This is a genomic window from Rhodococcus sp. NFXS4, assembly GCF_058139645.1.
In genome coordinates, this window is record NZ_CP192221.1 from 2,262,999 (window position 1) to 2,286,637 (window position 23,639).

Below are 23,639 nucleotides of genomic sequence, written 5' to 3' on the forward strand. Positions count from 1 at the left end.
GTGTGCGCTCACCGGCCCCCACCCGGCCCATTGCCCGCGTGCTTCCCATGCTCGCGTTGTCCCACCTCGATCGCGATTTCGACTACGTCGTCCCCGCCGAACTCGATGCCGTGGCGCAACCCGGTGTGCGTGTGCGCGTCCGCTTCGCCGGGCGTCTGGTCGACGGGTTCCTGCTCGCCCGCCTCGACACCAGCGACCATCCGGGGAAGCTCGGCTTCCTCGACAAGGTGGTCTCCGCCGAGCCAGTGCTCGGCCCCGAACTGCTCGGTCTCGTCGACGCCGTCGCCACGCGCTACGCCGGCACCCGTCCGGACGTTCTTCGTCTCGCGGTTCCACCCCGACACGCGCGGGTGGAGAACGAATCTCTCGCCTCCGGTGCGCAGTCGATCCCCGTCCTTCGCCGCGACGAGTGGTCCGCGTACCGGCACGGCGCCGAGTTCCTCGACGCGCTCGGCGGCGGTCGGGCGCCGCGGGCGGTCTGGCAGGCGTTGCCGGGGGAGGACTGGGCCGCCCGGCTCGCCGACCTGGCAGCCGTGGCCGTGTCGTCGGGACGGGGAGCCGTTCTCGTCGTCCCGGACCAGCGCGATCTCGATCGCGTGGACACGGCCTGCCGAGCCGTCCTCGACGACGACGCGGTGGTCGCGCTCGCCGCGGGGCTCGGTCCCGCCGAACGCTACCGACGGTGGCTCGCCGCCGCTCGTGGCCGCGCTCGCGTCGTGATCGGCACGCGCAGCGCCGTCTTCGCCCCGGTGCACGACCCGGGATTGATGGTCGTCTGGGACGACGGCGACGACTCGTTGTCGGAGCCGCGTGCGCCGTACCCCCACGCCCGTGAGGTCGCGTTGCTGCGTGCACACCGAGCCGGGTGCGCCGCCGTGGTGGGCGGTTTCTCCCGGACGGCGGAGGCACAGGCTCTGGTCGAGACGGGGTGGGCGCACGATCTCGTGGCCACCCGTGACACCGTCCGCGGGCGCGTTCCACGGGTCACCGCCCTCGCGGACAGCGACCACGCGCTCGCCCGCGACCCCGGAGCGCGCGCGGCGCGACTCCCGGCGATCGCCTTCGCGGCGGCCCGAGCGTCGCTCACCGCCGGGCACCCCGTGCTGGTCCAGGTCCCGCGGCGCGGGTACGTGCCCTCCCTCGCCTGCTCCAAGTGCAGGACGCCCGCCCGGTGCCGACGGTGCCACGGACCCCTGGCGCTGCCGTCCGCGCCCGGTGCCGACGGCGCGGGCAGCCCCACGTGCAAGTGGTGCGGCACCGCCGACCCGTCGTACTCGTGCCCCACGTGCGGTTCACGAGCACTGCGCGCCGTCGTGGTCGGCGCAGGACGGACCGCCGAGGAGCTGGGCCGGGCGTTCAGCGGCGTCACCGTGCGACAGTCCGGCGGTACCTCGGTGCTCGACACGGTGCCGGCCGGCCCGGCCATCGTCGTGTCCACCGTGGGCGCCGAACCCGTCGCTGACGGCGGCTACGGTGCCGCGCTGCTGCTGGACGGGTGGGCGCTGCTGGGTCGAGCGGATCTGCGCGCCGCAGAGCAGACCCTTCGCCGCTGGATGGCCGCCGCCACCCTCGTGCGCCCGTCGGCCGAGGGCGGTGAGGTGGTCGTGGTCGCCGATTCGGGACTGCCCACCGTGCAGGCATTGGTGCGGTGGGACCCCGTCGGACACGCGCGCACCGAACTCTCCGAACGCACCGAGGTCGGGTTTCCACCCGCGGTGCACATCGCCGCCGTGGACGGCACCACCGAATCGCTGCGCGCCCTGCTGGACTCGGCGCGGCTCCCGGACGACGCCGTCACGCTGGGACCCGTGGACCTGCCACCCGGCGATCGGCTGCCGTTCGGCAGCGAGATCGACGCCGACTCGTCCGCGCCCGTCGAGCGGATGCTGGTCCGCGTCCCGCGATCGTCCGGTGCCGCCCTCTCCCGCGCACTCGGTGAGGCACGGGCCGTGGTGGGAGCGAAGAAGACCGCGTCGGCGCTGCGAATCCAGGTCGACCCGCTCCGCATAGGGTGAACGGCGTGCGCCTCGTCTTCGCCGGTACTCCCGACCCCGCTCTCCCGTCGCTGCGGCGACTGCTCGACTCCTCCCGTCACGAGGTGGTCGGTGTGCTCACCCGACCCGACACGGTGGCCGGTCGAGGGCGCAAGGTCGCGCGATCGCCCGTTGCGATGCTGGCCGACGAGCACGGCATCCCGGTGCTGCAGCCCGCGAAGCCGTCCGACCCCGAGGCAATGGCCGCGCTCCGCGATCTGGAACCGGACTGTTGTCCCGTCGTCGCCTACGGCGCGCTGCTGCCACAGCCCTTGCTCGACATTCCGCGACACGGCTGGATCAATCTGCACTTCTCCCTGCTGCCGGCCTGGCGCGGGGCCGCGCCGGTGCAGGCCGCGATCGCCGCGGGTGACGAGGTCACCGGCGCGTCGACGTTCCTCCTCGAGCAGGGGCTGGACACCGGTCCGGTGTACGGCGTCGTGACCGAGAGGGTGCGCCCCACGGACACCGCCGGGGATCTGTTGAACCGGCTCGCGGACAGCGGGAGCCAGTTGCTCGCGTCCACCCTCGACGGGATCGACGACGGTGCACTGCAGGCGGTTCCGCAGTCGAGCGACGGCGTGTCACACGCGCCCAAGGTGACCGTGGAATCGGCCCGCATCGACTTCGGTCGCCCGGCGCACCTGATCGACCGGCACGTCCGGAGTGTGACACCGGCACCCGGAGCGTGGACCGAGATCGGCGACGTCCGCGTCAAGATCGGTCCGGTGACGATCACCGACGAGGAGCTCGAACCCGGGCGCGTCGAGGTACGGAAGAAGGCGGTCCTGGTGGGTACCGCGACGACGGCCGTGTCGCTCGGGCTCGTGCAGCCGCACGGCAAGAAGCAGATGGCAGCGACCGACTGGGCGCGCGGCGCCCGCGATGTGAACGGAGCGACTGCACGATGAGCGGTGAGCAGACACCGGGGTCCGGCGGTCCTCGTAAGCGTGGCGGGAAGGCCGGCGGGAAGGCCGGAGGCCGGCCGAGTGAGAGCGGGAAGGCCGGCGGCCGGCCGGATGGCGGGAAGGCCGGAGGCCGGCCGTCGGTGGCCGGGGGTTCGAGCAAGGCCGGTGGTCGGTCCGGGAATTCGCGTCCGAAGCAGCCGGGTCGACCCAATCCTGCCGAGGCGGGATTGGACCCCGCACGGATCGCGGCACGGGACGTCCTGCGCGCGGTGCGGGAACGTGACGCGTACGCGAACCTGGTGCTTCCGGGTCTGCTCCGGGATCGCCGGTTGAACGAGCTTGATGCCGCCCTCGCGACGGAGTTGGCCTACGGCGCGGCCCGCGCGCAGGGGGTGCTGGACGCGGTCGTCGAGCACGCGGCCTCGCGTCCGGTGTCGGACATCGACGGTCGACTGCTGGACGTCATCCGGCTCGGTGCGTACCAGTTGCTGCGCACGCGGGTGGCTCCGCACGCGGCGGTGGCGACGTCGGTCGACCTGGTGCGCAGCGAGGCCGGGCAGGGGCAGGCAGGGTTCGTCAACGCCGTGTTGCGCCGGGTCTCCGAGCGCACGGAAGCAGAGTGGATCGAGTTGCTGGCTCCCGACGCGGAGCGAGATCCGGTGGGTCACTCGGCGTTCCGGCACGCACATCCCGCCTGGATCGCACAGGCGTTCAACGACGCGTTGGGAGCGGATGCTGCGGAGCTGGACGAGGCGCTCGCCGCCGACGACGCCCGCCCGCTGGTGCACCTGGTGGCGCGGCCCGGCGAGATCTCGGCGGACGAGCTCGCGTCGATCACCGGCGGTGAGCCCGGACCGTGGTCGCCCTATGCGGTGCATCTGGACAGTGGCGGCGATCCGGGTCGTCTCGACGCCGTGCGTGAGGGGCTGGCCGGCGTCCAGGACGAGGGCAGTCAGCTGGTCGCTCGGGCTCTCACGCTCGCGGAGCTCGACGGGCCGGACGGAGGTCGGTGGCTGGATCTGTGCGCCGGCCCCGGCGGCAAGGCTGCGCTGCTCGGCGCCATCGCGGCGATCGACGGTGCGACGGTCGATGCCGTGGAACCGTCCGAGCATCGAGCCGACCTGGTGCGCAAGACGGTGCGGGATCTCCCGGTCACCGTGCACGCGGTGGACGGTCGCGCGAGCGGACTGGACGCGGGATACGACCGCGTCCTCGTCGACGCACCCTGCACCGGTCTGGGTGCACTCCGTCGTCGACCCGAGGCGCGGTGGCGTCGTCAGGCGAGCGACGTGGCGGGTCTGGTGACGTTGCAACGCGAGTTGCTCGCGGCAGCAGTGGAGCTGGTGCGGCCGGGCGGAGTCGTCGTCTACTCGACGTGTTCGCCGCATCTGTCCGAGACGGTCGGCGTCGTGGCCGATGCGGTCCGACGTCACGGTCTGACCGCGCTCGACACCGCGACGCTCGCGCCCGGCGTGCCGCGGGCGGCCTCGGGAACGTCTGTGCAGCTGTGGCCGCACCGGCACGGAACGGACGCGATGTTCTTCGCCGCGCTGCGCAAGGATGCCTCCTGACCGCGCTCGTTACCGGTCGGCAACGACTCGCGGGTACAACAGGAACGTGACTCCGCGACTCCCTCGACACCGCACGGCCGGGGCAGCGGTGGCCGCCCTCGCCTCGGTCGCGGTGCTGGGTGGCTGCTCGCTGTCCCCGTCGGTGACGGCAGGGACGGCCTCGGCGAGGACCGCCGCCGCGGAGCGGGTGGTCGCGGCAGAGTCGGAGTGGAGCGCGGTCCGCGTGTCGGTGATCGGCGACTCGTTCTCCGCCGGCTCCATGAACGACGTGGTCTGGCCGGACGTCCTGGCGGAGGAACACGGATTCGAGGTGACCAACGCGAGCCTGGGCGGCGCCGGCTACGAGGCGGGCGACGACTATCTCGGCACCTTCGCGGACCAGGTCGCCTATGCCACCGAGGAGAACCCGACGGTCATCCTCGTGGTCGGCAGCGAGAACGACGTCGACGCGGATCCGGCGGACGTGCTCGCCGACGCCACCGACCTGTACGCGTCGCTGCGCGAGCGCTCACCCGAGGCCCGCATCGTCGTCATCGGACCGATCTGGAGCGGGGAGCCGGTGAGCGAGGACATGTGGGACGTGGACGCCGCGGTCTCCGCCGCCGCGGTGTCGGCCGGGCTGGACTACGTCGACGCGCTGCCGCAGGAGTGGCTGGCCGACCCGCTGATCATCCAGGACGACGGTGATCACCCGACCGACGAGGGTCAGTACCTCCTCGCCGGCCACATCGACGACGCTCTGATGCAGGTGGATCCGGACCTACTAGGCTGATCGCCCGTGGCCCCGACTCCGCAGCACCCGATGATCGCACCGTCCATCCTGTCCGCCGATTTCGCGCGGCTCGCCGACGAGGCCGCGGCCGTCGCGGGCAGCGACTGGCTGCACGTCGACGTGATGGACGCGCACTTCGTCCCGAATCTCACCCTGGGTCTGCCCGTGGTGGAGAGCCTGCTGAAGGCGACCGACATCCCGCTCGACTGTCACCTCATGATCGAGGACCCGGCCCGCTGGGCGCCGCCCTACGCCGAGGCCGGCGCGTACAACGTGACGTTCCACGCCGAGGCCACCGACGATCCGCGCGCCGTCGCCCGCGACATCCGGGCGGCGGGCGCGAAGGCCGGGCTGTCGGTCAAGCCCGGTACCCCGATCGAGCCGTACCTGGAGGTCCTGAAGGACTTCGACACGCTGTTGATCATGAGCGTCGAACCGGGATTCGGCGGCCAGAGCTTCATGCCGGAGGTGCTGGACAAGGCTCGCGCCGTCCGCCGGCTGGTCGATTCGGGTGAACTGACGCTGGTGATCGAGATCGACGGCGGCATCAACGCCGACACTGTGGAGCAGGCCGCTGCCGCGGGCATCGACTGCTTCGTCGCGGGCTCGGCGGTGTACTCGACCAGTGACCCCGCGGGTGCCGTGCGTTCGCTGCGTGAGTCCGCCGCGAGCGCGTCGCCCCACCTGTCCGGCCGGTGACCGGGAGCCTCGACCCGATCGATGCCGCGATGCGGCGGGCGATCGAGGCATCGGTCGCGGCGCGCGGTGTCAGCACTCCCAATCCTCCCGTCGGCGCCGTCGTCCTGGACCGGGACGGGTTGGTGGTCGGAGTCGGCGCCACCGCGGCACCGGGCGGCCCCCACGCGGAGATCGCCGCGCTCGCGGAGGCGGGCGAGCGAGCGCGCGGCGGCACCGCCGTGGTGACGCTGGAGCCGTGCGACCACACGGGACGCACGGGTCCGTGCTCGCAGGCGCTGCTGCGCGCGGGTGTCGTCCGCGTCGTGCACGCGCTCGGCGATCCGAACCCGCTGGCGGCAGGCGGCGCGGAGACTCTGCGCGGTGCCGGCGTCGAGGTACGGTCCGGCGTTCTCGCCGATCTCGCCGAGGCCGGGCCGATGCGTGCCTGGCTGCATCGGCAGCGCACCGGGCGCCCGATGCTCACGTGGAAGTACGCCGCCACGCTCGACGGCCGCACCGCGGCGCCGGACGGCACCAGCCGCTGGATCACGGGGGAGACCGCTCGCGCACACGTCCACGCCGAGCGCGCGCGGATCGATGCGGTGGTGGTCGGTACCGGGACCGTGCTCGCCGACGATCCGGTGCTGACGGCGCGACTGCCCGACGGGTCGCTCGCTGCGCACCAGCCGGTGCGCGTGGTCGTCGGGCTGCGCGACATCCCTGCCGGGTCTCGGATCCTCGACGACTCCGCCCCCACCCGCATCGTGCGGACCCGCGACCCGTTCGCGGTGATGGAGGCCCTCGCTGATCTGACCGACGTGGTGCTGGAGGGCGGATCGACCCTCACCGGAGCGTTCCTGTCGGCGGGCCTGGTCGACCGCGTCACGGCGTACCTCGCCCCTGTCGCGCTGGGCGAGGGTCCGACAGCCGTGCGGGGGACGGGTGTCGGAACAATTGCCGATGCGATGAGGTTTCGACGAGAGTCGGTGGAGACGCTGGGCGACGATCTGCTCGTCCGACTCGCTCCGCTACGGTCGTCCGACCACTGAGCCGAACAGAGATCACTGCACCAGCTGGTGCCGAGAGGATGACGAGCATGTTCACCGGAATCGTCGAGGAACTGGGCAGTGTCACCGCCAAGGAGGATCTGGCGGACGCGGCTCGCTTCACCGTGCGTGGCCCGCTGGTCACCTCCGATGCGTCGCACGGGGATTCGATCGCCGTGAACGGTGTGTGCCTCACCGTCGTCGAGGTCGCGGACGGCGCGTTCACGGCCGACGTGATGCAGGAGACACTGAACCGTTCGTCACTGCAGTCCCTGGCCGTGGGGTCACCGGTCAACCTCGAGCGTGCCGCCTCGCTCGCGTCGCGGCTCGGTGGGCATCTCGTCCAGGGCCACGTCGACGGGACCGGGGTGGTGCTCTCGCGCACCCCGTCGGACAACTGGACCGTGGTACGCATATCGCTGCCCCGTGACATCGCGCGATACGTCGTGCACAAGGGGTCCATCACGGTCGACGGGGTGTCGCTGACGGTGTCCGCACTGGGCGGCGAGAAGGACGATCAGTACTTCGAGATCTCCCTGATTCCTACCACCCTGTCGCTCACCACACTGGGCGAGGCGGAGGCGGGAACGCAGGTCAACCTCGAGGTCGACGTGATCGCCAAGTACGTCGAGCGGTTGCAGAAGGTCGACTGAACATCGGCCCCCGCAGCGGGGGTCGTAGTCTTGAGAACACAGGATCTGCCCGACACTGCGGGCAGCAGACGTGGGGAGCGCACGGCGTGACCAGGTTCGACACCATCGAGCGCGCTGTCGCCGACATCGCCGCCGGCAAGGCCGTCGTCGTCGTCGACGACGAGGACCGCGAGAACGAGGGCGATCTCATCTTCGCCGCAGAGAAGGCCACACCCGAGCTGGTGGCCTTCATGGTGCGGTACACCTCGGGATACCTCTGCGTTCCGCTGTCGGGCGAGGACTGCGATCGCCTCGGACTGCCTCCCATGTACTCCACGAACCAGGACAAGCACGGCACCGCGTACACCGTGACCGTCGACGCTCGCGTCGGTATCGGTACGGGCATCTCGGCATCGGACCGCGCGGCGACCATGCGTCTGCTCGCGGACCCCGACACCGGTGCGAACGACTTCACCCGTCCCGGTCACGTCGTCCCGTTGCGGGCGAAGGAAGGCGGCGTGCTGCGCCGCCCCGGCCACACCGAGGCCGCGGTCGACCTCGCCCGGATGGCGGATCTGCGCCCGGCCGGCGTCATCTGCGAGATCGTGTCGCAGAAGGACGAGGGCGAGATGGCCCGCACGGACGAGCTCCGTGTCTTCGCCGACGACCACGACCTCGCGCTCATCTCCATCGCCGACCTGATCGCGTGGCGACGCAAGCACGAGAAGCACGTGGTGCGCATCGCCGAGGCGCGCATCCCGACGGCGCACGGCGAGTTCCGTGCGGTGGGCTACCAGAGCGTCTACGAGGACGTCGAACACGTGGCGCTGGTGCGCGGCGACATCGCCGGGCCCGACGGCGACGGCAGCGACGTGCTGGTCCGCGTCCACTCCGAGTGTCTGACCGGGGACGTGTTCGGCTCGCTGCGCTGCGACTGCGGTCCGCAGCTGGACGCGGCGCTCGACATGGTGGCGCAGGAGGGTCGCGGAGTGGTGCTCTACATGCGCGGTCACGAGGGCCGTGGCATCGGCCTGCTGCACAAGTTGCAGGCCTACCAGCTGCAGGACGCCGGCACCGACACCGTCGACGCCAACCTCGCGCTCGGCCTGCCCGCCGACGCGCGGGACTACGGCATCGGAGCGCAGATCCTCGTCGACCTGGGCATCTCGTCGATGCGTCTGCTGACCAACAACCCGGCGAAGCGGGTCGGCCTCGACGGCTACGGCCTGCACATCACCGAGCGGGTGCCGATGCCGCTGCGTGCCAACGCCGAGAACCTCACCTACCTGCGTACCAAGCGTGACCGGATGGGCCACGACCTCGTCGGACTGGACGATTTCGAGACGCCGGTGGTCACCCCCGACGCGGGCGGCCTCTGATGAGCGGCGAGGGCGAACCGGTCCTGCAGCTCTCGGGCGCCGAGGACCTCGAGGTCGCGATCGTCGCGGGCCAGTGGCACGAGAAGGTCAGCACCGCACTCGTGGACGGCGCACTCCGCAAGGCCGACGAGGTGGGACTGCGGAACGTGACTCTCGTGCGTGTCGCCGGAGCCATCGAGATCCCCGTGGTCGCACAGCAGCTCGCCCGCACCCACGACGCGGTGGTCGCTCTGGGCGTCGTGATCCGGGGCGGGACACCGCACTTCGAGTACGTGTGCGACGCCGTGACCGCCGGGCTGACCCGAGTGTCGCTGGACGAGTCCACCCCGGTAACCAACGGAGTACTCACCGTGAACGACGAGCAGCAGGCTCTCGATCGCGCAGGTCTTCCCGGGTCCAAGGAGGACAAGGGTGCGCAGGCCGTCGCGGCGGCCGTCGACACGGCGCTGACGCTGAAGGGCCTGCGTCACGGGAGTCCGTCGTGACCGACGCACCGAGTCAGCAGTGGGAACTCGAGGCGCGGCCGCGCAAGAGCGCGAAGTACGCCGTCGGTGTCGCCGCTCTCCTCGTCATCGTGCACACCACCCTGGGGATTCTGCTGCGGACCGGCAACACCGGCGTGTTCTTCCAGCGCGTGGACCAGTTCGCGATGATCGCCATCGGGTGTGGCATGGCGGCGGGCGTGCTGTTGCTGACCCGTCCGCGGATCAAGGTCGGTGCGCAGGGCGTGCTGGTGCGCAACCTCGTCACCGAGAAACTGATTCCCTGGGACCTCGTGCGCGGCTTGTCCTTCTCGCCCGGATCGAGCTGGGCTCGCGTGGAACTGCCGGACGACGAGTACGTGCCGGTCATGGCGATCCAGTCCAACGATCGCGAGTACGCGGTGCACGCCGCGCGTACGTTCCGCTCTCTCGAGCAGAAGTACGCCGCAGCGAGCTGACCGAGGTCACTCGATCTCGTCTCCCATGACGACACCCTCGCGTCGGGGATCGGCACCGCCGATCCAGCCGTCGGCCGTTCGGACCAGGGCGCTCGAGCCGCTGGACTGATCGGCCACCGACGCCTGGTGGCCCATCGCCCGCAGAGCCGACACCAGCGGATCCGCGGCACCGTCGTTCTGCGCGTCGATGTTCGGGTGCTCGCCGCCCACGTTCGTCGTCGGCGCGTTGGCCGCACCCACGTTGACGGCGGACACGGCCTGCTGCGGATCGAGACCCCAGTCGAGCATGCCGACGAGGTTCTTCACGACGAACTGGATGATGACCGAACCGCCGGGTGATCCGGTCACCAGCCGCACGTCACCCCGCGCACCGTCGTCCCCGCGGTCGAACACGATCGTCGGCGCCATGGAACTGCGGGGACGCTTGCCGGGCTCCACGCGGTTGGCCACGGGTACCCCGTCGGGACCCTCGGGTGCGGCCGAGAAGTCGGTCAGCTGGTTGTTGAGGAGGAAGCCCTCCGTCATGTGGAAGGAGCCGAACGCCGACTCCACCGTGGTGGTCATCGACGCGACGTTCCCCGCGCTGTCCACGATGCTGAGGTGACTGGTCCCTGCCTCCGGTCCGGCGTAGCTGCTCAGGGGTATCGGACCGAAGTCGCCCGGCTGAGCCGTGCCCATGCTGCGGGCGGGATCGATCATGCGGGCGCGCTGCTCGAGGTAGTCCGGATCGAGTAGCTCGGCGGGGCTGCCACCGGGCAGGGGGATGTAGTCGGGATCGGCGACGTACTTGTCGCGGTCGGCGTACGCGAGGCGCTCCGCCTCGGCGATGAGATGGACGCCCTCCGCGTCGGGGACTCCACCGTCGGCATCGGTGGAGGCGGGTGCGTACTGCGCCATGTCGAAGTGGGACAGGATGCCCATCGTGGACGCGACCGCGATACCGCCCGACGACGGGCCCGGCATGCCGCACACGTCCGTGTCGCGGTACGGCACGCACACCGCGTCCCGCTCCTTCGCCTCGTATCCGGCGAGATCGTCGAGTGTCAGCCGGCCGGGGGTGCGCCCGCCCGTCGTGTCCGCCGTCGCGTCGACGATCGACTGCGCCAGCGCGCCGGTGTAGAACGCGTCGGCACCCTCGGTGGCGATCGCGCCGAGCGTCTTGGCCATCGCGGGGTTCGTCAGCGTCGTCCCCGCTGCCTTCGGGCTGCCGTCCGGCTCGAGGAAGTAGTCGCGAGAGGCCGGATCGAGTGCCAGTTCCGGCGCCGAGTCCGCGATGGACGACGCCATCCGAGGACTGATCTCGAAGCCGTCGTCGGACAGCGCGATGGCCGGATCGAACAGTGACCGCCACTCCTTGCTCCCGTGATCGCGGTGGACGTCGTCCAGCATGCGCACGATGCCGGGAACGCCGATCGCGCGGCCGCTCGATCGGGCATCGGGCTTCGGCACGGACAGATCGGCGGGCGCACCGGGGGCAGCCGTGTCGTCCACGAAGCGCAGGTAATTCGCGGTGGCAGAGGCGGGGGCCGTCTCACGGCCGTCGTAGGCACGCAGAGTCCTCGACTCGGCGTCGTAGTAGAGGAGGAAGGCGCCGCCGCCGATACCGGAGCTCTGCGGCTCGACCAGTCCGAGCACCGTCTGCGCCGCGACCAGCGCGTCGGCCGCGGTCCCGCCGTCGCGCAGCACCTCGCACGCCGCCTCCGTCGACACCGGATTGGCGGTCGACACCGCGTACGTGGCGGTGCGCACCGCGGTCATTCCGGTGCGGTAGCCGGTGGCGACCTCCGGCGCTCCGTCCGGTCCCGTGCCCGCGTCCGCGGTGACGGGGGTGCCGCCTCCGCCCGCGACGCACGAGGGGGCCGAGCCGGAAGCGTCGTCACCGCTGCCCGAGGAGCAGGACACGGCGGTGAGTGCGACGACGGCCGCGAGGGCGAGAGGTCGAGTCAGTGATCGGCGTGAAGTCACCGATCCATGACACCGCGTCCTCGCGTGGTTCGCAGCCCGAACGGCGGATTTCGACTGTCGGTCACGACGACTACCGTGGAGCTGTGTCCGACCCCGCTACGTACCGCCCGGCCACCGGAACCATTCCGGTCGAGCCAGGGGTCTACAAATTTCGTGATCCGCACGGCCGCGTCATCTACGTCGGCAAGGCGAAGAGCCTGCGCAGCCGTCTCAATTCCTACTTCGCCGACATCGCCGGCCTGCATCCTCGTACGCGTCAGATGGTCACCACGGCTGCCAGCGTCGAATGGACCGTCGTCACCACCGAGGTGGAGGCGCTCCAGCTCGAGTACAACTGGATCAAGGAGTTCGATCCTCGATTCAACGTCCGGTACCGGGACGACAAGAGCTATCCGATGCTCGCGGTCACGCTCAACGAGGAGTACCCGCGGTTGTTCGTCTACCGCGGGCCTCGGCGCAAGGGTGTGCGCTACTTCGGCCCGTACGCGCACGCGTGGGCGATTCGCGAGACGTTGGACCTGCTGTTGCGGGTGTTCCCGGCGCGGACGTGCTCCGCTGGAGTGTTCAAGCGGCACAACCAGATCGGTCGGCCCTGTCTGCTCGGGTACATCGACAAGTGCTCGGCGCCGTGCGTCGGACGCGTGTCGGCGGCCGAACACCGTGCGACCGTCGAGAACTTCTGCGACTTCCTGTCCGGCAAGACCGACAAACTCGTCCGCGAGCTCGAGAACCGGATGCAGAAGGCGTCGGAGGACCTGGACTTCGAGACGGCGGCCCGGCTGCGTGACGATGTGGGGGCACTGCGGCGCGCACTCGAGAAGCAGGCCGTGGTGCTCGGCGACGGCACCGACGCGGACCTCGTCGCCTTCGCGAGCGACGACCTCGAAGCGGCGGTCCAGGTGTTCCACGTCCGCGGCGGTCGCGTGCGCGGCCAGCGCGGGTGGGTCGTGGAGAAGGCGGGCGAGGTGATCGACGCCGCGGTCGCGGCCGAGGCGACGTCCGCCGGGGCCGACGATCGTGCCGAGGCGCAGGACGCTCCGGTGGACGCGGAGGCGGCGTCCGATCTGCCGGCTCTCGTCGAGCAGTTCCTCACCCAGTTCTACGGCGAGCAGGCCTCGCTCTCGTCGTCCACCGAGGACGCCGCTGCCAACGCCGTACCCCGCGAGGTGCTCGTTCCGGTGCTGCCGCCGAACGCCGACGAGGTGCAGGCGTGGCTCAGTTCGCTGCGCGGGTCCGCGGTGCAGCTGCGGGTGCCTCGTCGCGGCGACAAGAAGGAGCTCGCGAAGACGGTGTATCGCAACGCCGTCGAAGCGCTCCAGCAGCACAAGATGAAGCGTGCGGGCGACTTCACGTCGCGCTCCGCAGCGTTGCAGGGCATCCAGGAAGCGCTCGACCTCGACAGTGCACCGTTGCGTATCGAGTGCATCGACATCTCGCACGTCCAGGGCACCGACGTGGTCGCGTCGCTGGTGGTGTTCGAGGACGGGTTGCCGCGCAAGAGCGACTACCGCCACTACTCCATCAAGGAGGCTGCGGGAGACGGTCACTCGGACGACGTCGCGAGCATCGCCGAGGTCACACGGCGACGGTTCCTGCGTCACGGCAAGGACTCCGGCGGCGATCTGGCTCCCGAGGCCTCCCTCGACCCGCAGACGGGTCGGCCCCGTCGCTTCGCCTACCCGCCGAACCTCTTCGTCGTCGACGGCGGCGCACCGCAGGTGGCCGCGGCGGCCGAGGTGCTCGACGAGCTGGGCGTCACCGACGTCGCGGTGGTGGGCCTCGCGAAACGGCTCGAGGAGGTGTGGATACCGGGGGAGAGCGACCCCGTGATCCTGCCGCGCACCAGCGAGTCGCTGTACCTCCTCCAGCGGGTTCGCGACGAGGCGCACCGCTTCGCCATCACGTTCCACCGCAGCAAGCGGTCCAAGCGCATGACGGCGTCCGCGCTGGACTCGGTGCGCGGGCTCGGTGAGGCGCGTCGCACGGCGTTGGTGACGCACTTCGGCTCGGTGGCCAAGCTCAAGCAGGCCGAGGTGTCCGAGATCGTGAAGGTGCCGGGTATCGGCGAGACGACGGCACGCGCCGTCCTCGAGGCACTGGGAGTTCCACAGGACCAGGACGCGTCGGCTGCCGCGGCCGCGTCGGAACCGACCGCGGTCCCCGACAACGAAGCGGACAGCGCCCCGGTACGACATGATGAACGCACCGACGGCAGCGACCGTGACGAGCTGCCGGCACCGTCCGGTGAGCCGCTGTCGGTGGCCGCGCATCGAGGAACAGGACACCGGGACGAGTGAACGTGCAGCGAGAGCAGGTGGGTGACCCCGTTCGACCGCACTCCGACATCGACGTCGCTCTGGTCACAGGGCTGTCCGGTGCCGGGCTCGGCACGGCGGCCAAGGTCCTCGAGGACCTGGGCTGGTACGTCGCCGACAACATGCCGCCCGAGCTGATCACTCGCATGATCGAGATCGGTCGCACCTCGGACCCCGGCATCGAGCGGCTCGCCCTGGTGGTCGACGTGCGCAGCCGATTGTTCAACGGCGACGTCGGCACCCTGCTCGCCGACCTGGCAGCGGACGGGGTGCGCCCGCGCGTGCTGTTCCTGGACGCGTCCGACGACGTGCTGATCCGGCGATTCGAATCGGTGCGCCGCAGCCACCCGCTGCAGAACTACGGTGTGGACGGCACACTCACAGAAGGCATCTCGGACGAGCGGGCCCGGTTGGCCACCGTCAAGGAGGCCGCGGACATCGTCATCGACACGAGCTCGCTCTCCGTGCACGGTCTGCGCGATCGTGTCGCCGCGGCGTTCGGCGACGACGTGGTGGGCACCGTGGCCGTCACCGTCGAGTCCTTCGGCTTCAAGTACGGGGTACCGCTCGACGCGGACGTGCTGTGTGACATGCGTTTCCTCCCGAACCCGCACTGGATCCCCGAGCTGCGCCCGCTCACCGGCAAGGACGCCGGCGTGCGGGACTACGTGCTGGGGCAGCCGGACGCGGAGGAGTACCTCGAGCTGTATCACCGCCTGCTGACGATGACGCTCGCCGGCTACCGGCGCGAGGGCAAGCGGTACATGACCGTCGCCGTCGGCTGCACCGGCGGCAAGCATCGCAGCGTCGCCATGACCGAGGCGCTCGCCGAACGGCTGCGTGCCGATGCCGACACCAGCGTCCGCGTCGTGCACCGCGACCTGGGTCGAGAGTGAGCGCGGACGGCGGACGCGGCGACGACGACGCTCCGCACATCGTCGCGCTCGGCGGCGGACACGGTCTCTTCGCGACCCTGTCCGCCGTACGGTCGCTCTCCACCCGGGTGACGGCGGTGGTCACCGTGGCCGACGACGGCGGGTCGTCCGGCCGATTACGCGCGGAGCTCGGCATGATCCCGCCCGGCGATCTGCGGATGGCGCTCGCGGCGTTGGCCGCAGACTCTCCGCAGGGCAGGCTCTGGGCGGACATCCTGCAGCACCGCTTCGGCGGCAGCGGCGCGCTCGCCGGGCACTCGGTGGGCAACCTTCTGCTCGCCGGACTGTCCGAGGTGCTCGGTGACCCGGTGGCCGCACTCGACGAGGCCGCGCGGTTGCTCGGTGTCGACGGCCGGGTGCTGCCGATGTCGCCCATCGCCCTGGACATCGAGGCGGACGTGTCGGGACTCGAGTCCGACCCGCGCGTGAGCCGCGTCATCCGTGGGCAGGTCGCCGTCGCCACCACCCCCGGCAAGGTGCGGCGCGTCCGACTGCGCCCGTCGGATCCGCCGGCCACCGAGCAGGCCGTCACCGCTGTGGGCGCCGCCGATCTGGTCGTCCTCGGACCCGGGTCCTGGTTCTCCAGCGTGTTGCCGCACGTCCTCGTGCCCGAGCTCGCCTCGGCGCTGCGCGCCACCGAGGCCCGCAAGGTGCTGGTGCTCAATCTCGGGCCGGAGCCGGGGGAGACCACGGGATTCTCGGCGGAGCGTCATCTCCACGTACTGTCCCAACACGCGCCGGGTTTTCGGGTGCATCACGTGGTGGTCGACTCGACGTCGGTGCCGCCGGGGTCCGAGCGTGATCACCTCGCGCGGGCCGCCGCGGTGTTCGGCGCCGACGTGGTCCACGCCGACGTCGCGGGGGCGACACCACACGCACACGACCCGAGCAAGCTCGCGGCCGTGTTCGCCGCTGTTCTCGAGGGCGCCGACCGGGCCGACCTCGACAGCAGCACCGACAGCAGGAAGGGATCGACGTCGTGGCCATGACAGCCGATGTCAAGGACGAACTGAGCCGCCTCACCATCACGGCGGTCAGCTGCCGCAAGGCAGAGGTCGCCGCGTTGCTGCGCTTCGCCGGGGGGCTGCACATCGTGGCCGGTCGCGTCGTCGTCGAGGCGGAGGTGGACCAGCTGTCCATCGCCCGGCGGCTCAAGCGCGAGGTGTTCGATCTGTTCGGCTACAACGCGGACGTGCACTCCATCGGCGCGGGCGGGTTGCGCAAGTCGACCCGCTACATCGTCCGGGTGGCCAAGGACGGCGAGGCCCTGGCGCGCCAGACCGGGCTCCTCGACATGCGTGGTCGGCCGGTGCGCGGACTCCCCGCCCAGGTGGTGGGCGGCACCGTCGCCGATTCCGAGGCGGCGTGGCGCGGTGCGTTCCTCGCGCACGGCTCGCTCACCGAACCCGGTAGGTCGTCCGCGCTCGAGGTCAGCTGCCCCGGACCCGAGGCAGCACTCGCGCTGGTCGGCGCCGCCCGCCGGCTCGGTGTGGCGGCCAAGGCGCGAGAGGTGCGCGGCGCCGATCGCGTGGTCGTACGCGACGGCGAGGCCATCGGTGTCCTCCTCACGAGGATGGGCGCCCAGGACACTCGACTGACGTGGGAGGAGCGCCGGATGCGCCGCGAGGTGCGGGCCACGGCGAATCGTCTCGCGAACTTCGACGACGCCAACCTGCGCCGCTCCGCGCGGGCGGCCGTCGCGGCCGCGGCGCGGGTCGAGAGGGCGCTCGCGATTCTCGGCGAGGACGTCCCGGACCATCTCGCCGCGGCGGGTCACCTGCGCGTGCAGCACCGGCAGGCGTCGCTCGAGGAGCTCGGGCAGCTCGCCGATCCGCCCATGACGAAGGACGCGGTGGCGGGCCGGATCCGCCGACTGCTGTCCATGGCCGACCGCAAGGCGAAGGACTCGGGCATCCCGGACACGGAGTCGGCCGTCACGGCCGACCTGCTCGACGAGGCATGAGCGCGGGTGCCTGACCGAGAACTGCACCACCCCGAACCATTAGGGTGATCACAGGTCGCGGAGCGGCTCGGTCGCCCGTGACGGACACGTCCGCACCATCACGTGCGGTGGAGGAAACCGATGCACGACCCGTGCATCGACGAGGAACACGAGTTTCAACACAAAGGAGCGAACAGTGACGGTTCGGGTTGGCGTGAACGGCTTCGGTCGTATCGGACGTAACTTCTTCCGGGCGGTCGATGCGCAGAAGGCGCTCGGCACCACCGACATCGAGATCGTTGCGGTGAACGACCTCACCGACAACGCAACGCTCGCTCACCTGCTCAAGTACGACTCCATCCTCGGCCGCCTCCCGCACGACGTCTCGCTCGAGGGCGACGACACCATCGTCGTCGGCGACCGCAAGATCAAGGCTCTCTCGCTGCGCGAGGGTCCCTCCGCCCTGCCGTGGGGAGACCTGGGCGTCGACGTCGTCGTCGAGTCCACCGGCATCTTCACCGACGCGTCGAAGGCTCAGGGCCACATCGACGCCGGTGCCAAGAAGGTCATCATCTCCGCGCCGGCCAAGGGCGAGGACATCACCATCGTCATGGGCGTCAACGACGACAAGTACGACGGCAGCCAGAACATCATCTCGAACGCCTCGTGCACCACCAACTGCCTCGGCCCCATCGCCAAGGTGCTCGACGACGAGTTCGGCATCGTCAAGGGCCTCATGACCACGATCCACGCCTACACGCAGGATCAGAACCTGCAGGACGGTCCGCACTCGGACCTGCGTCGCGCCCGCGCCGCCGCGCTCAACGTCGTGCCCACGGGCACCGGCGCCGCGAAGGCCATCGGCCTGGTGCTCCCGCAGCTGCTCGGCAAGCTCGACGGCTACGCGCTGCGCGTCCCGATCCCCACGGGCTCGGTCACCGACCTCACCGCCCAGGTGCGCAAGACCGCCTCGGTCGAGGAGATCAACGCGGCCATGAAGGCTGCGGCCGAGGGCCCGCTGAAGGGCATCCTGAAGTACACCGACGCACCGATCGTCTCCTCCGACATCGTCACCGACCCGGCGTCGTCGATCTTCGACTCGGGTCTGACCAAGGTCATCGAGGACCAGGTCAAGATCGTCTCCTGGTACGACAACGAGTGGGGCTACTCCAACCGTCTCGTCGACCTCATCGGACTCGTCGGAAAGTCGCTCTGACCCGATGGCCGTCAAGACACTGCAGGATCTCATCGACGAGGGCGTCGACGGACGCGGCGTGCTCGTCCGTGCCGATTTCAACGTTCCGCTCGACGACGGGCAGATCACGGACGCCGGCCGTATCGAGGCGTCGCTCCCGACGCTGAAGACGCTGCTCGAGGCGGGTGCCAAGCTCATCGTGACCGCGCACCTCGGCCGGCCGGAGGGCAAGCCGGACGCCGCGTTCTCGTTGGCTCCGGTCGCGGCGAAGCTCGGCGAACTGCTGGGACGCCACGTCCAGCTCGCCGGTGACGTCGTCGGTCAGGACGCCGAGGCTCGCGCCGAGGGTCTGACCGACGGAGACGTTCTCCTGCTCGAGAACATCCGCTTCGATCCGCGCGAGACCAGCAAGGACGACGCCGAGCGGCTGGCGCTGGCGAAGGAACTGGCCACGCTGGCCGGCGACGACGCCGCGTTCGTGTCCGACGGTTTCGGTGTCGTGCATCGCAAGCAGGCGTCGGTCTACGACGTCGCGACGCTGCTCCCGCACTACGCGGGCACGCTGGTCGCGACCGAGGTCGACGTCCTGACGAAGCTGACCGAGACCCCCGAGCGTCCCTACGCCGTGGTGCTCGGCGGCTCCAAGGTGTCCGACAAGATCGGTGTCATCGAGGCGCTGGCGCCGAAGGTCGACACGCTGGTCATCGGCGGCGGCATGGCTTTCACCTTCCTTGCGGCGCAAGGGTGTTCCGTGGGCACGTCGCTGCTGCAGGAAGATCGCATCGAGACGTGCAAGGACCTGCTCGAACGTTTCGGTGACGTCATCCACCTTCCGACGGACGTCGTCGTCGCCGACAGCTTCTCCGCCGACGCGGAGTCGAAGACGGTGAAGGCGTCGGAGATCCCCGACGGCTGGATGGGTCTGGACGTGGGACCCGACTCGGTGGATCGGTTCGAGGCGGTGCTGAGCAACGCCAAGACCATCTTCTGGAACGGTCCCGCCGGAGTCTTCGAGTTCGAGAAGTTCTCGAAGGGCACCGAAGGTATCGCTCGGGCGATCATCGCGGCGACCACGAAGGGCGCGTTCAGTGTCGTGGGCGGTGGCGACTCCGCCGCGGCCGTGCGCACGCTGGGTCTCCCGGACGCCGGTTTCTCGCACATCTCCACCGGTGGCGGTGCCTCCCTCGAGTACCTCGAGGGCAAGCAGCTCCCCGGCCTGTCGGTCCTGGAGGGCTGAACCATGACATCTCCACGAGCTTCGCTCGACCGTAAGGCCAGGACCCCGTTCATCGCCGGTAACTGGAAGATGAATCTGAACCACCTCGAGGCCATCGCGCTGGTGCAGAAGATCGCGTTCTCACTGCCCGCGAAGTATTTCGAGAAGGTCGACGTCGCGGTCATCCCGCCGTTCACGGACATCCGCAGCGTCCAGACGCTGATCGAGGGCGACAAGCTGCTGCTCACCTTCGGTGCGCAGGACCTGTCGCCCCACGACTCCGGCGCGTACACCGGTGACATCAGCGGCGCGTTCCTGGCCAAGCTGGGCTGCACGTACGTCGTGGTCGGGCACTCGGAGCGTCGCGCCGGACACGGCGAGACCGACGAGACGGTGCTCGCCAAGACCAAGGCCGCGCTGAAGCACGGACTCGTGCCGATCGTCTGCATCGGTGAGGGTCTCGAGGTGCGGGAGGCCGGCGAGCACGTGGCGTTCAACGTCGCGCAGCTCCGCGCGTCCCTCGCGGGTCTGAGTGCCGAGGAGATCGGGAAAATCGTCGTCGCCTACGAGCCGGTGTGGGCCATCGGTACCGGCCGCGTGGCCAGTGCCGCGGACGCGCAGGAAGTCTGCGGAGCCATCCGTCAGGAGCTGGCGTCGCTCGCCGACGTCGACACCGCGGCGGCGGTCCGTGTGCTGTACGGCGGATCGGTCAGCTCGAAGAACGTGGGCGAGATCGTCGGCCAGACCGACGTCGACGGTGCACTGGTGGGCGGAGCGTCGCTGAAGGCGGACGAGTTCGCCACCCTGTGTGCCATCGCCGCCGGGGGACCGCTTCCCTGACCCACCGCGCATCACCGATCGAAGGGCACGTCGCACACGCGACGTGCCCTTCGTCGTTCGGCGGCGCGCGGCCTGTAACATTGGCCATCATGCGCACGTTCCTGGACATCCTGCTGGTGGTCACCAGCATCGGCCTGCTCGTCTTCGTCCTGCTGCACCGCGGCAAGGGCGGCGGCCTGTCGAGCCTGTTCGGTGGTGGCGTGCAGTCGTCTCTGTCCGGGTCCAGCGTCGTCGAGAAGAACCTCGACCGTGTCACCGTCTTCACCGGTGTCGTGTGGCTCATCTGCATCCTGGGCATCGGCCTGGAGATCAAGTTCGCCTGATCGGGTGATGTGACCCCTGCCGTGAGCCCCGCGCTGCGGTCCGGGGGTGCGCCGACGATACTGTCCCCATGACAGTCGTGGATCCAGGTCTGCCCGCCACCGAACCTCTGCGAGAGGACATTCGGCTCCTCGGCGGAATACTCGGTTCCGTCGTCCGGGACCACGAGGGCGAGGAGATCTTCGACCTCGTCGAGCAGGCCCGAGTGGAGTCGTTCCGGGTGCGGCGGTCGGAGATCGATCGCGGCGAACTCGCCCGGCTCTTCGACGGAATCGACATCACGCGTGCCATCCCGGTGATCCGGGCGTTCAGTCACTTCTCGCTTCTCGCCAACCTGGCGGAGGACATTCACCGCGAGCGCCGCCGCGCCGTGCACGTGCGTGCCGGGGAGCCGCCCCAGGACAGCAGTCTCGCCTCCACCTACAGCAAGCTCGATGCGGCGCGCCTCGACGCCGCCACGGTGGAGGACCTGCTCCGCGACGCCCTGGTGTCGCCCGTCATCACCGCGCATCCCACCGAGACGCGTCGCCGCACCGTGTCGGAGATCCAGAGCCGCATCACCGATCTGATGCGCTTCCGTGAGCGCACGGAACTGGACGACACGGAGATCGCGGAGACCGACGCGAAGATCGAGCGGCAGATCCTCGCACTGTGGCAGACGGCGCTGATCCGGCTGTCCCGCTTGCGGATCCAGGACGAGATCGAGGTGGGTCTGCGCTACTACGACATGTCGCTCTTCGACGTGATCCCACGCATCAACACCGAGCTGCGGGCAGCGCTCCGCAGCCGTTGGCCGGATGCCGACCTGCTGACGCAGCCGATGCTGCGACCCGGATCGTGGATCGGCGGCGACCGGGACGGCAACCCCTTCGTCACCGGGGAGATCGTGCACCGCGCGACCAACCGCGCCGCGCAGGTCGCGTTCACCCGGTATCTCGCGGATCTCGTCGGTCTCGAGCACGAGCTGTCCATGTCGGCTCGGTTGATCGACGTGGACGCGGACCTGCAGGCCCTGGCCGATGCGTCGAAGGACGAGTCGGCGTTCCGTGCGGACGAGCCGTTCCGCCGAGCTGTGCGCGGTATCCGCGGGCGACTGTCGGCGACGGCACGCCGCATGCTGGACGTGGTTCCGGACAACACCCTCGACTCGCCGGAACTCGAGCCGTACGGCGCCCCGCAGGAGATGCTCGACGATCTGGACCTGTTGGACCGCTCGTTGCGGCGCACGGCCAACGGCGTCATCGCCGACGACCGACTCGCGACGCTCCGGCAGGCGCTCGAGACCTTCGGGTTCCACCTGTCCGGGCTCGACATGCGGCAGAACTCCGAGATCCACGAACAGGTCGTGGCGGAGTTGCTGGCCTGGGCGGGCGTCCACGCGGACTACGCGTCACTGTCCGAGGACGAGCGCGTCGAGATCCTCGCCGCCGAGCTCGAGACGCGGCGACCCCTCATCGGGCCCCGCGCGGAGTTCAGCGAGCAGACGGCCAAGGAACTGGCGATCGTCGAGTCCGCCGCGGACGCCGTGCGCACGTTCGGCGGCGGCGCGGTGCCGAACTACATCATCAGTATGTGCACCTCGGTCAGCGACATGCTCGAGGCCGCGGTGCTGCTCAAGGAGGCGGGCATCCTCGATCCCGGCGACGCCGAGACGGGTCCGTCCTCGCCTGTCGGTGTGGTGCCGCTGTTCGAGACGATCGACGATCTTCAGCAGGGCGCGGCGACCCTCACCGCGACGTTGTCCATCCCCGTCTACCGCGCGCTGGTGACGTCCCGCGGGGACAACCAGGAAGTGATGCTGGGGTACTCCGACTCCAACAAGGACGGCGGGTACCTGGCCGCGAACTGGGCGCTCTACCGTGCCGAACTCGACCTCGTCGAGGCTGCACGCGCCGCCGGGATCCGGCTACGACTGTTCCACGGCCGCGGTGGCACCGTGGGCCGCGGCGGTGGCCCGAGCTACGACGCCATCCTCGCTCAGCCCACCGGTGCGGTCACCGGCTCGCTGCGGATCACCGAGCAGGGCGAGGTGATCGCGGCGAAGTACGCGGAACCCCGCCTGGCGCGCCGCAACCTCGAGACGCTGTTGGCGGCGACCATCGAGAGCACGTTGCTCGACGTCGAGGGGCTCGGGGACGACGCCGAGCCGGCCTACGCGCTGCTCGACGATCTGGCGGCACGCGCCCAGGCCGCGTACGGGGCACTGGTCCACGAGACGCCGGGCTTCGTCGAGTACTTCCGGATGTCCACACCGGTCGCCGAGATCGGGGAGCTCAACATCGGCAGCCGGCCGGCGTCGCGGAAGCCCACCAACTCGGTGTACGACCTGCGGGCGATCCCGTGGGTGATGTCGTGGAGTCAGTCGCGGGTGATGTTGCCCGGCTGGTACGGAGTGGGTACCGCGTTCGAGGACTGGGTCGGCGGCGATGCGGACAAGCTGGCCACGTTGACCGATCTGTACCGGCGGTGGCCGTTCTTCCGGACGGTGCTGTCCAACATGGCGCAGGTCATGGCCAAGTCGGATCTGGGGCTCGCCGCCCGGTACTCCGAACTGGTGCCGGACGAGCAGCTCCGCAAGACCGTGTTCGACATGATCTCGACCGAGCATGCCAAGACCGTGTCGATGTACCTGAAGATCACCGGGCACGACGGGCTGCTCGACGACAACCCGGCGCTGGCGCGGTCGGTGTTCAACCGCTTCCCGTACCTCGAGCCGCTGAACCACCTGCAGGTGGAACTACTCGCACAGCTGCGGGCGGGAGACGACCGCGAGCAGGTCAAGCGCGGCATCCTGCTGACCATGAACGGGCTCGCGACCGCGTTGCGCAACAGCGGATAGAGGGAACCGCGAGGACCCTCCCGGCGTCGAACAGAACAGACCCATTCGACGCCGGGAGGATCTCCGTCATGACTCCGCAGAACGAACACCGTTGCACCGCAACCGCATCCGC

Annotated in this window: 20 protein-coding genes; 19 read left to right on the top strand and 1 reads right to left on the bottom strand. The window is 70.2% G+C overall.

The genetic code is table 11. From position 1 onward, the window contains the following. The first annotated feature begins 47 nt into the window (after positions 1-47). The 10 genes from J4E04_RS10650 (at position 48) to J4E04_RS10695 (ending at position 9,959) form a co-directional block, all read left to right on the top strand. Complete coding sequence (locus tag J4E04_RS10650) at positions 48-2,015, top strand: primosomal protein N' (RefSeq protein WP_490150533.1); 1,968 nt, start codon at positions 48-50, stop codon at positions 2,013-2,015. Positions 2,016-2,020: 5 nt separating this feature from the next. Continuing rightward, positions 2,021-2,944: a methionyl-tRNA formyltransferase gene (gene fmt / locus J4E04_RS10655; RefSeq protein ID WP_490150463.1), complete on the top strand. Its 924-nt coding sequence runs from the start codon at positions 2,021-2,023 to the stop codon at positions 2,942-2,944. After that, a complete protein-coding gene (locus tag J4E04_RS10660) occupies positions 2,941-4,512 on the top strand; it encodes an RsmB/NOP family class I SAM-dependent RNA methyltransferase (protein WP_490150464.1) in 1,572 nt (523 codons plus the stop codon). Before fmt ends, J4E04_RS10660 begins: the two co-directional genes overlap by 4 nt. Before the next feature lie 46 nt (positions 4,513-4,558). Next, the gene (locus tag J4E04_RS10665; RefSeq protein ID WP_490150465.1) at positions 4,559-5,284 is read left to right on the top strand and encodes an SGNH/GDSL hydrolase family protein; all 726 of its coding nucleotides are present in this window, start codon (positions 4,559-4,561) and stop codon (positions 5,282-5,284) included. Between the two features lie 30 nt (positions 5,285-5,314). Beyond that, positions 5,315-5,983, top strand: coding sequence for a ribulose-phosphate 3-epimerase (gene rpe, locus J4E04_RS10670; RefSeq protein WP_056444707.1), 669 nt, complete (start codon positions 5,315-5,317; stop codon positions 5,981-5,983). A gap of 29 nt (positions 5,984-6,012) precedes the next feature. Next, positions 6,013-7,011 (top strand): bifunctional diaminohydroxyphosphoribosylaminopyrimidine deaminase/5-amino-6-(5-phosphoribosylamino)uracil reductase RibD, encoded by a 999-nt coding sequence (gene ribD, locus J4E04_RS10675; protein ID WP_490150534.1) that lies wholly within the window; start codon positions 6,013-6,015, stop codon positions 7,009-7,011. A gap of 47 nt (positions 7,012-7,058) precedes the next feature. Beyond that, entirely contained in the window at positions 7,059-7,661 is a 603-nt protein-coding gene (locus J4E04_RS10680) for a riboflavin synthase (RefSeq protein WP_027505271.1), read from the top strand. Positions 7,662-7,747: 86 nt separating this feature from the next. Beyond that, the gene (locus J4E04_RS10685) at positions 7,748-9,019 is read left to right on the top strand and encodes a bifunctional 3,4-dihydroxy-2-butanone-4-phosphate synthase/GTP cyclohydrolase II (RefSeq protein WP_051613220.1); all 1,272 of its coding nucleotides are present in this window, start codon (positions 7,748-7,750) and stop codon (positions 9,017-9,019) included. Next, entirely contained in the window at positions 9,019-9,504 is a 486-nt protein-coding gene (gene ribH / locus J4E04_RS10690; protein ID WP_027505272.1) for a 6,7-dimethyl-8-ribityllumazine synthase, read from the top strand. Before J4E04_RS10685 ends, ribH begins: the two co-directional genes overlap by 1 nt. Continuing rightward, the gene (locus J4E04_RS10695) at positions 9,501-9,959 is read left to right on the top strand and encodes a PH domain-containing protein (protein WP_222645245.1); all 459 of its coding nucleotides are present in this window, start codon (positions 9,501-9,503) and stop codon (positions 9,957-9,959) included. Before ribH ends, J4E04_RS10695 begins: the two co-directional genes overlap by 4 nt. Before the next feature lie 6 nt (positions 9,960-9,965). On the opposite strand, the gene J4E04_RS10700 is transcribed toward J4E04_RS10695, so the two are convergent. Continuing rightward, positions 9,966-11,924: a gamma-glutamyltransferase family protein gene (locus J4E04_RS10700; protein ID WP_490150466.1), complete on the bottom strand. Its 1,959-nt coding sequence runs from the start codon at positions 11,922-11,924 to the stop codon at positions 9,966-9,968. A gap of 83 nt (positions 11,925-12,007) precedes the next feature. Between J4E04_RS10700 and uvrC the strand changes: the two genes are divergently transcribed. The 9 genes from uvrC (at position 12,008) to ppc (ending at position 23,527) form a co-directional block, all read left to right on the top strand. Next, positions 12,008-14,221 carry an excinuclease ABC subunit UvrC gene (uvrC, locus tag J4E04_RS10705; protein ID WP_490150467.1) on the top strand — a complete coding sequence of 738 codons (2,214 nt, stop codon included), beginning with the start codon at positions 12,008-12,010 and terminating at the stop codon, positions 14,219-14,221. Then, positions 14,218-15,135: an RNase adapter RapZ gene (gene rapZ, locus J4E04_RS10710; RefSeq protein WP_051613222.1), complete on the top strand. Its 918-nt coding sequence runs from the start codon at positions 14,218-14,220 to the stop codon at positions 15,133-15,135. Before uvrC ends, rapZ begins: the two co-directional genes overlap by 4 nt. Beyond that, on the top strand, positions 15,132-16,163 hold the full coding sequence (locus J4E04_RS10715) for a gluconeogenesis factor YvcK family protein (RefSeq protein WP_490150468.1): 1,032 nt from the start codon (positions 15,132-15,134) through the stop codon (positions 16,161-16,163). Before rapZ ends, J4E04_RS10715 begins: the two co-directional genes overlap by 4 nt. Then, on the top strand, positions 16,160-17,137 hold the full coding sequence (whiA, locus tag J4E04_RS10720; RefSeq protein WP_197027771.1) for a DNA-binding protein WhiA: 978 nt from the start codon (positions 16,160-16,162) through the stop codon (positions 17,135-17,137). The genes J4E04_RS10715 and whiA overlap by 4 nt, the downstream gene beginning before the upstream one ends. Positions 17,138-17,312: 175 nt before the next feature. After that, positions 17,313-18,332: a type I glyceraldehyde-3-phosphate dehydrogenase gene (gene gap, locus J4E04_RS10725; protein WP_027505278.1), complete on the top strand. Its 1,020-nt coding sequence runs from the start codon at positions 17,313-17,315 to the stop codon at positions 18,330-18,332. Positions 18,333-18,336: 4 nt separating this feature from the next. After that, complete coding sequence (locus J4E04_RS10730) at positions 18,337-19,548, top strand: phosphoglycerate kinase (protein WP_490150469.1); 1,212 nt, start codon at positions 18,337-18,339, stop codon at positions 19,546-19,548. Between the two features lie 3 nt (positions 19,549-19,551). Continuing rightward, entirely contained in the window at positions 19,552-20,367 is an 816-nt protein-coding gene (gene tpiA, locus J4E04_RS10735) for a triose-phosphate isomerase (protein ID WP_490150470.1), read from the top strand. Positions 20,368-20,456: 89 nt separating this feature from the next. Continuing rightward, positions 20,457-20,690 (top strand): preprotein translocase subunit SecG, encoded by a 234-nt coding sequence (gene secG / locus J4E04_RS10740; RefSeq protein ID WP_027505281.1) that lies wholly within the window; start codon positions 20,457-20,459, stop codon positions 20,688-20,690. A 68-nt stretch (positions 20,691-20,758) separates the two neighbouring features. Next, positions 20,759-23,527, top strand: coding sequence for a phosphoenolpyruvate carboxylase (gene ppc / locus J4E04_RS10745; RefSeq protein ID WP_222637592.1), 2,769 nt, complete (start codon positions 20,759-20,761; stop codon positions 23,525-23,527). Positions 23,528-23,639: the final 112 nt, after the last annotated feature.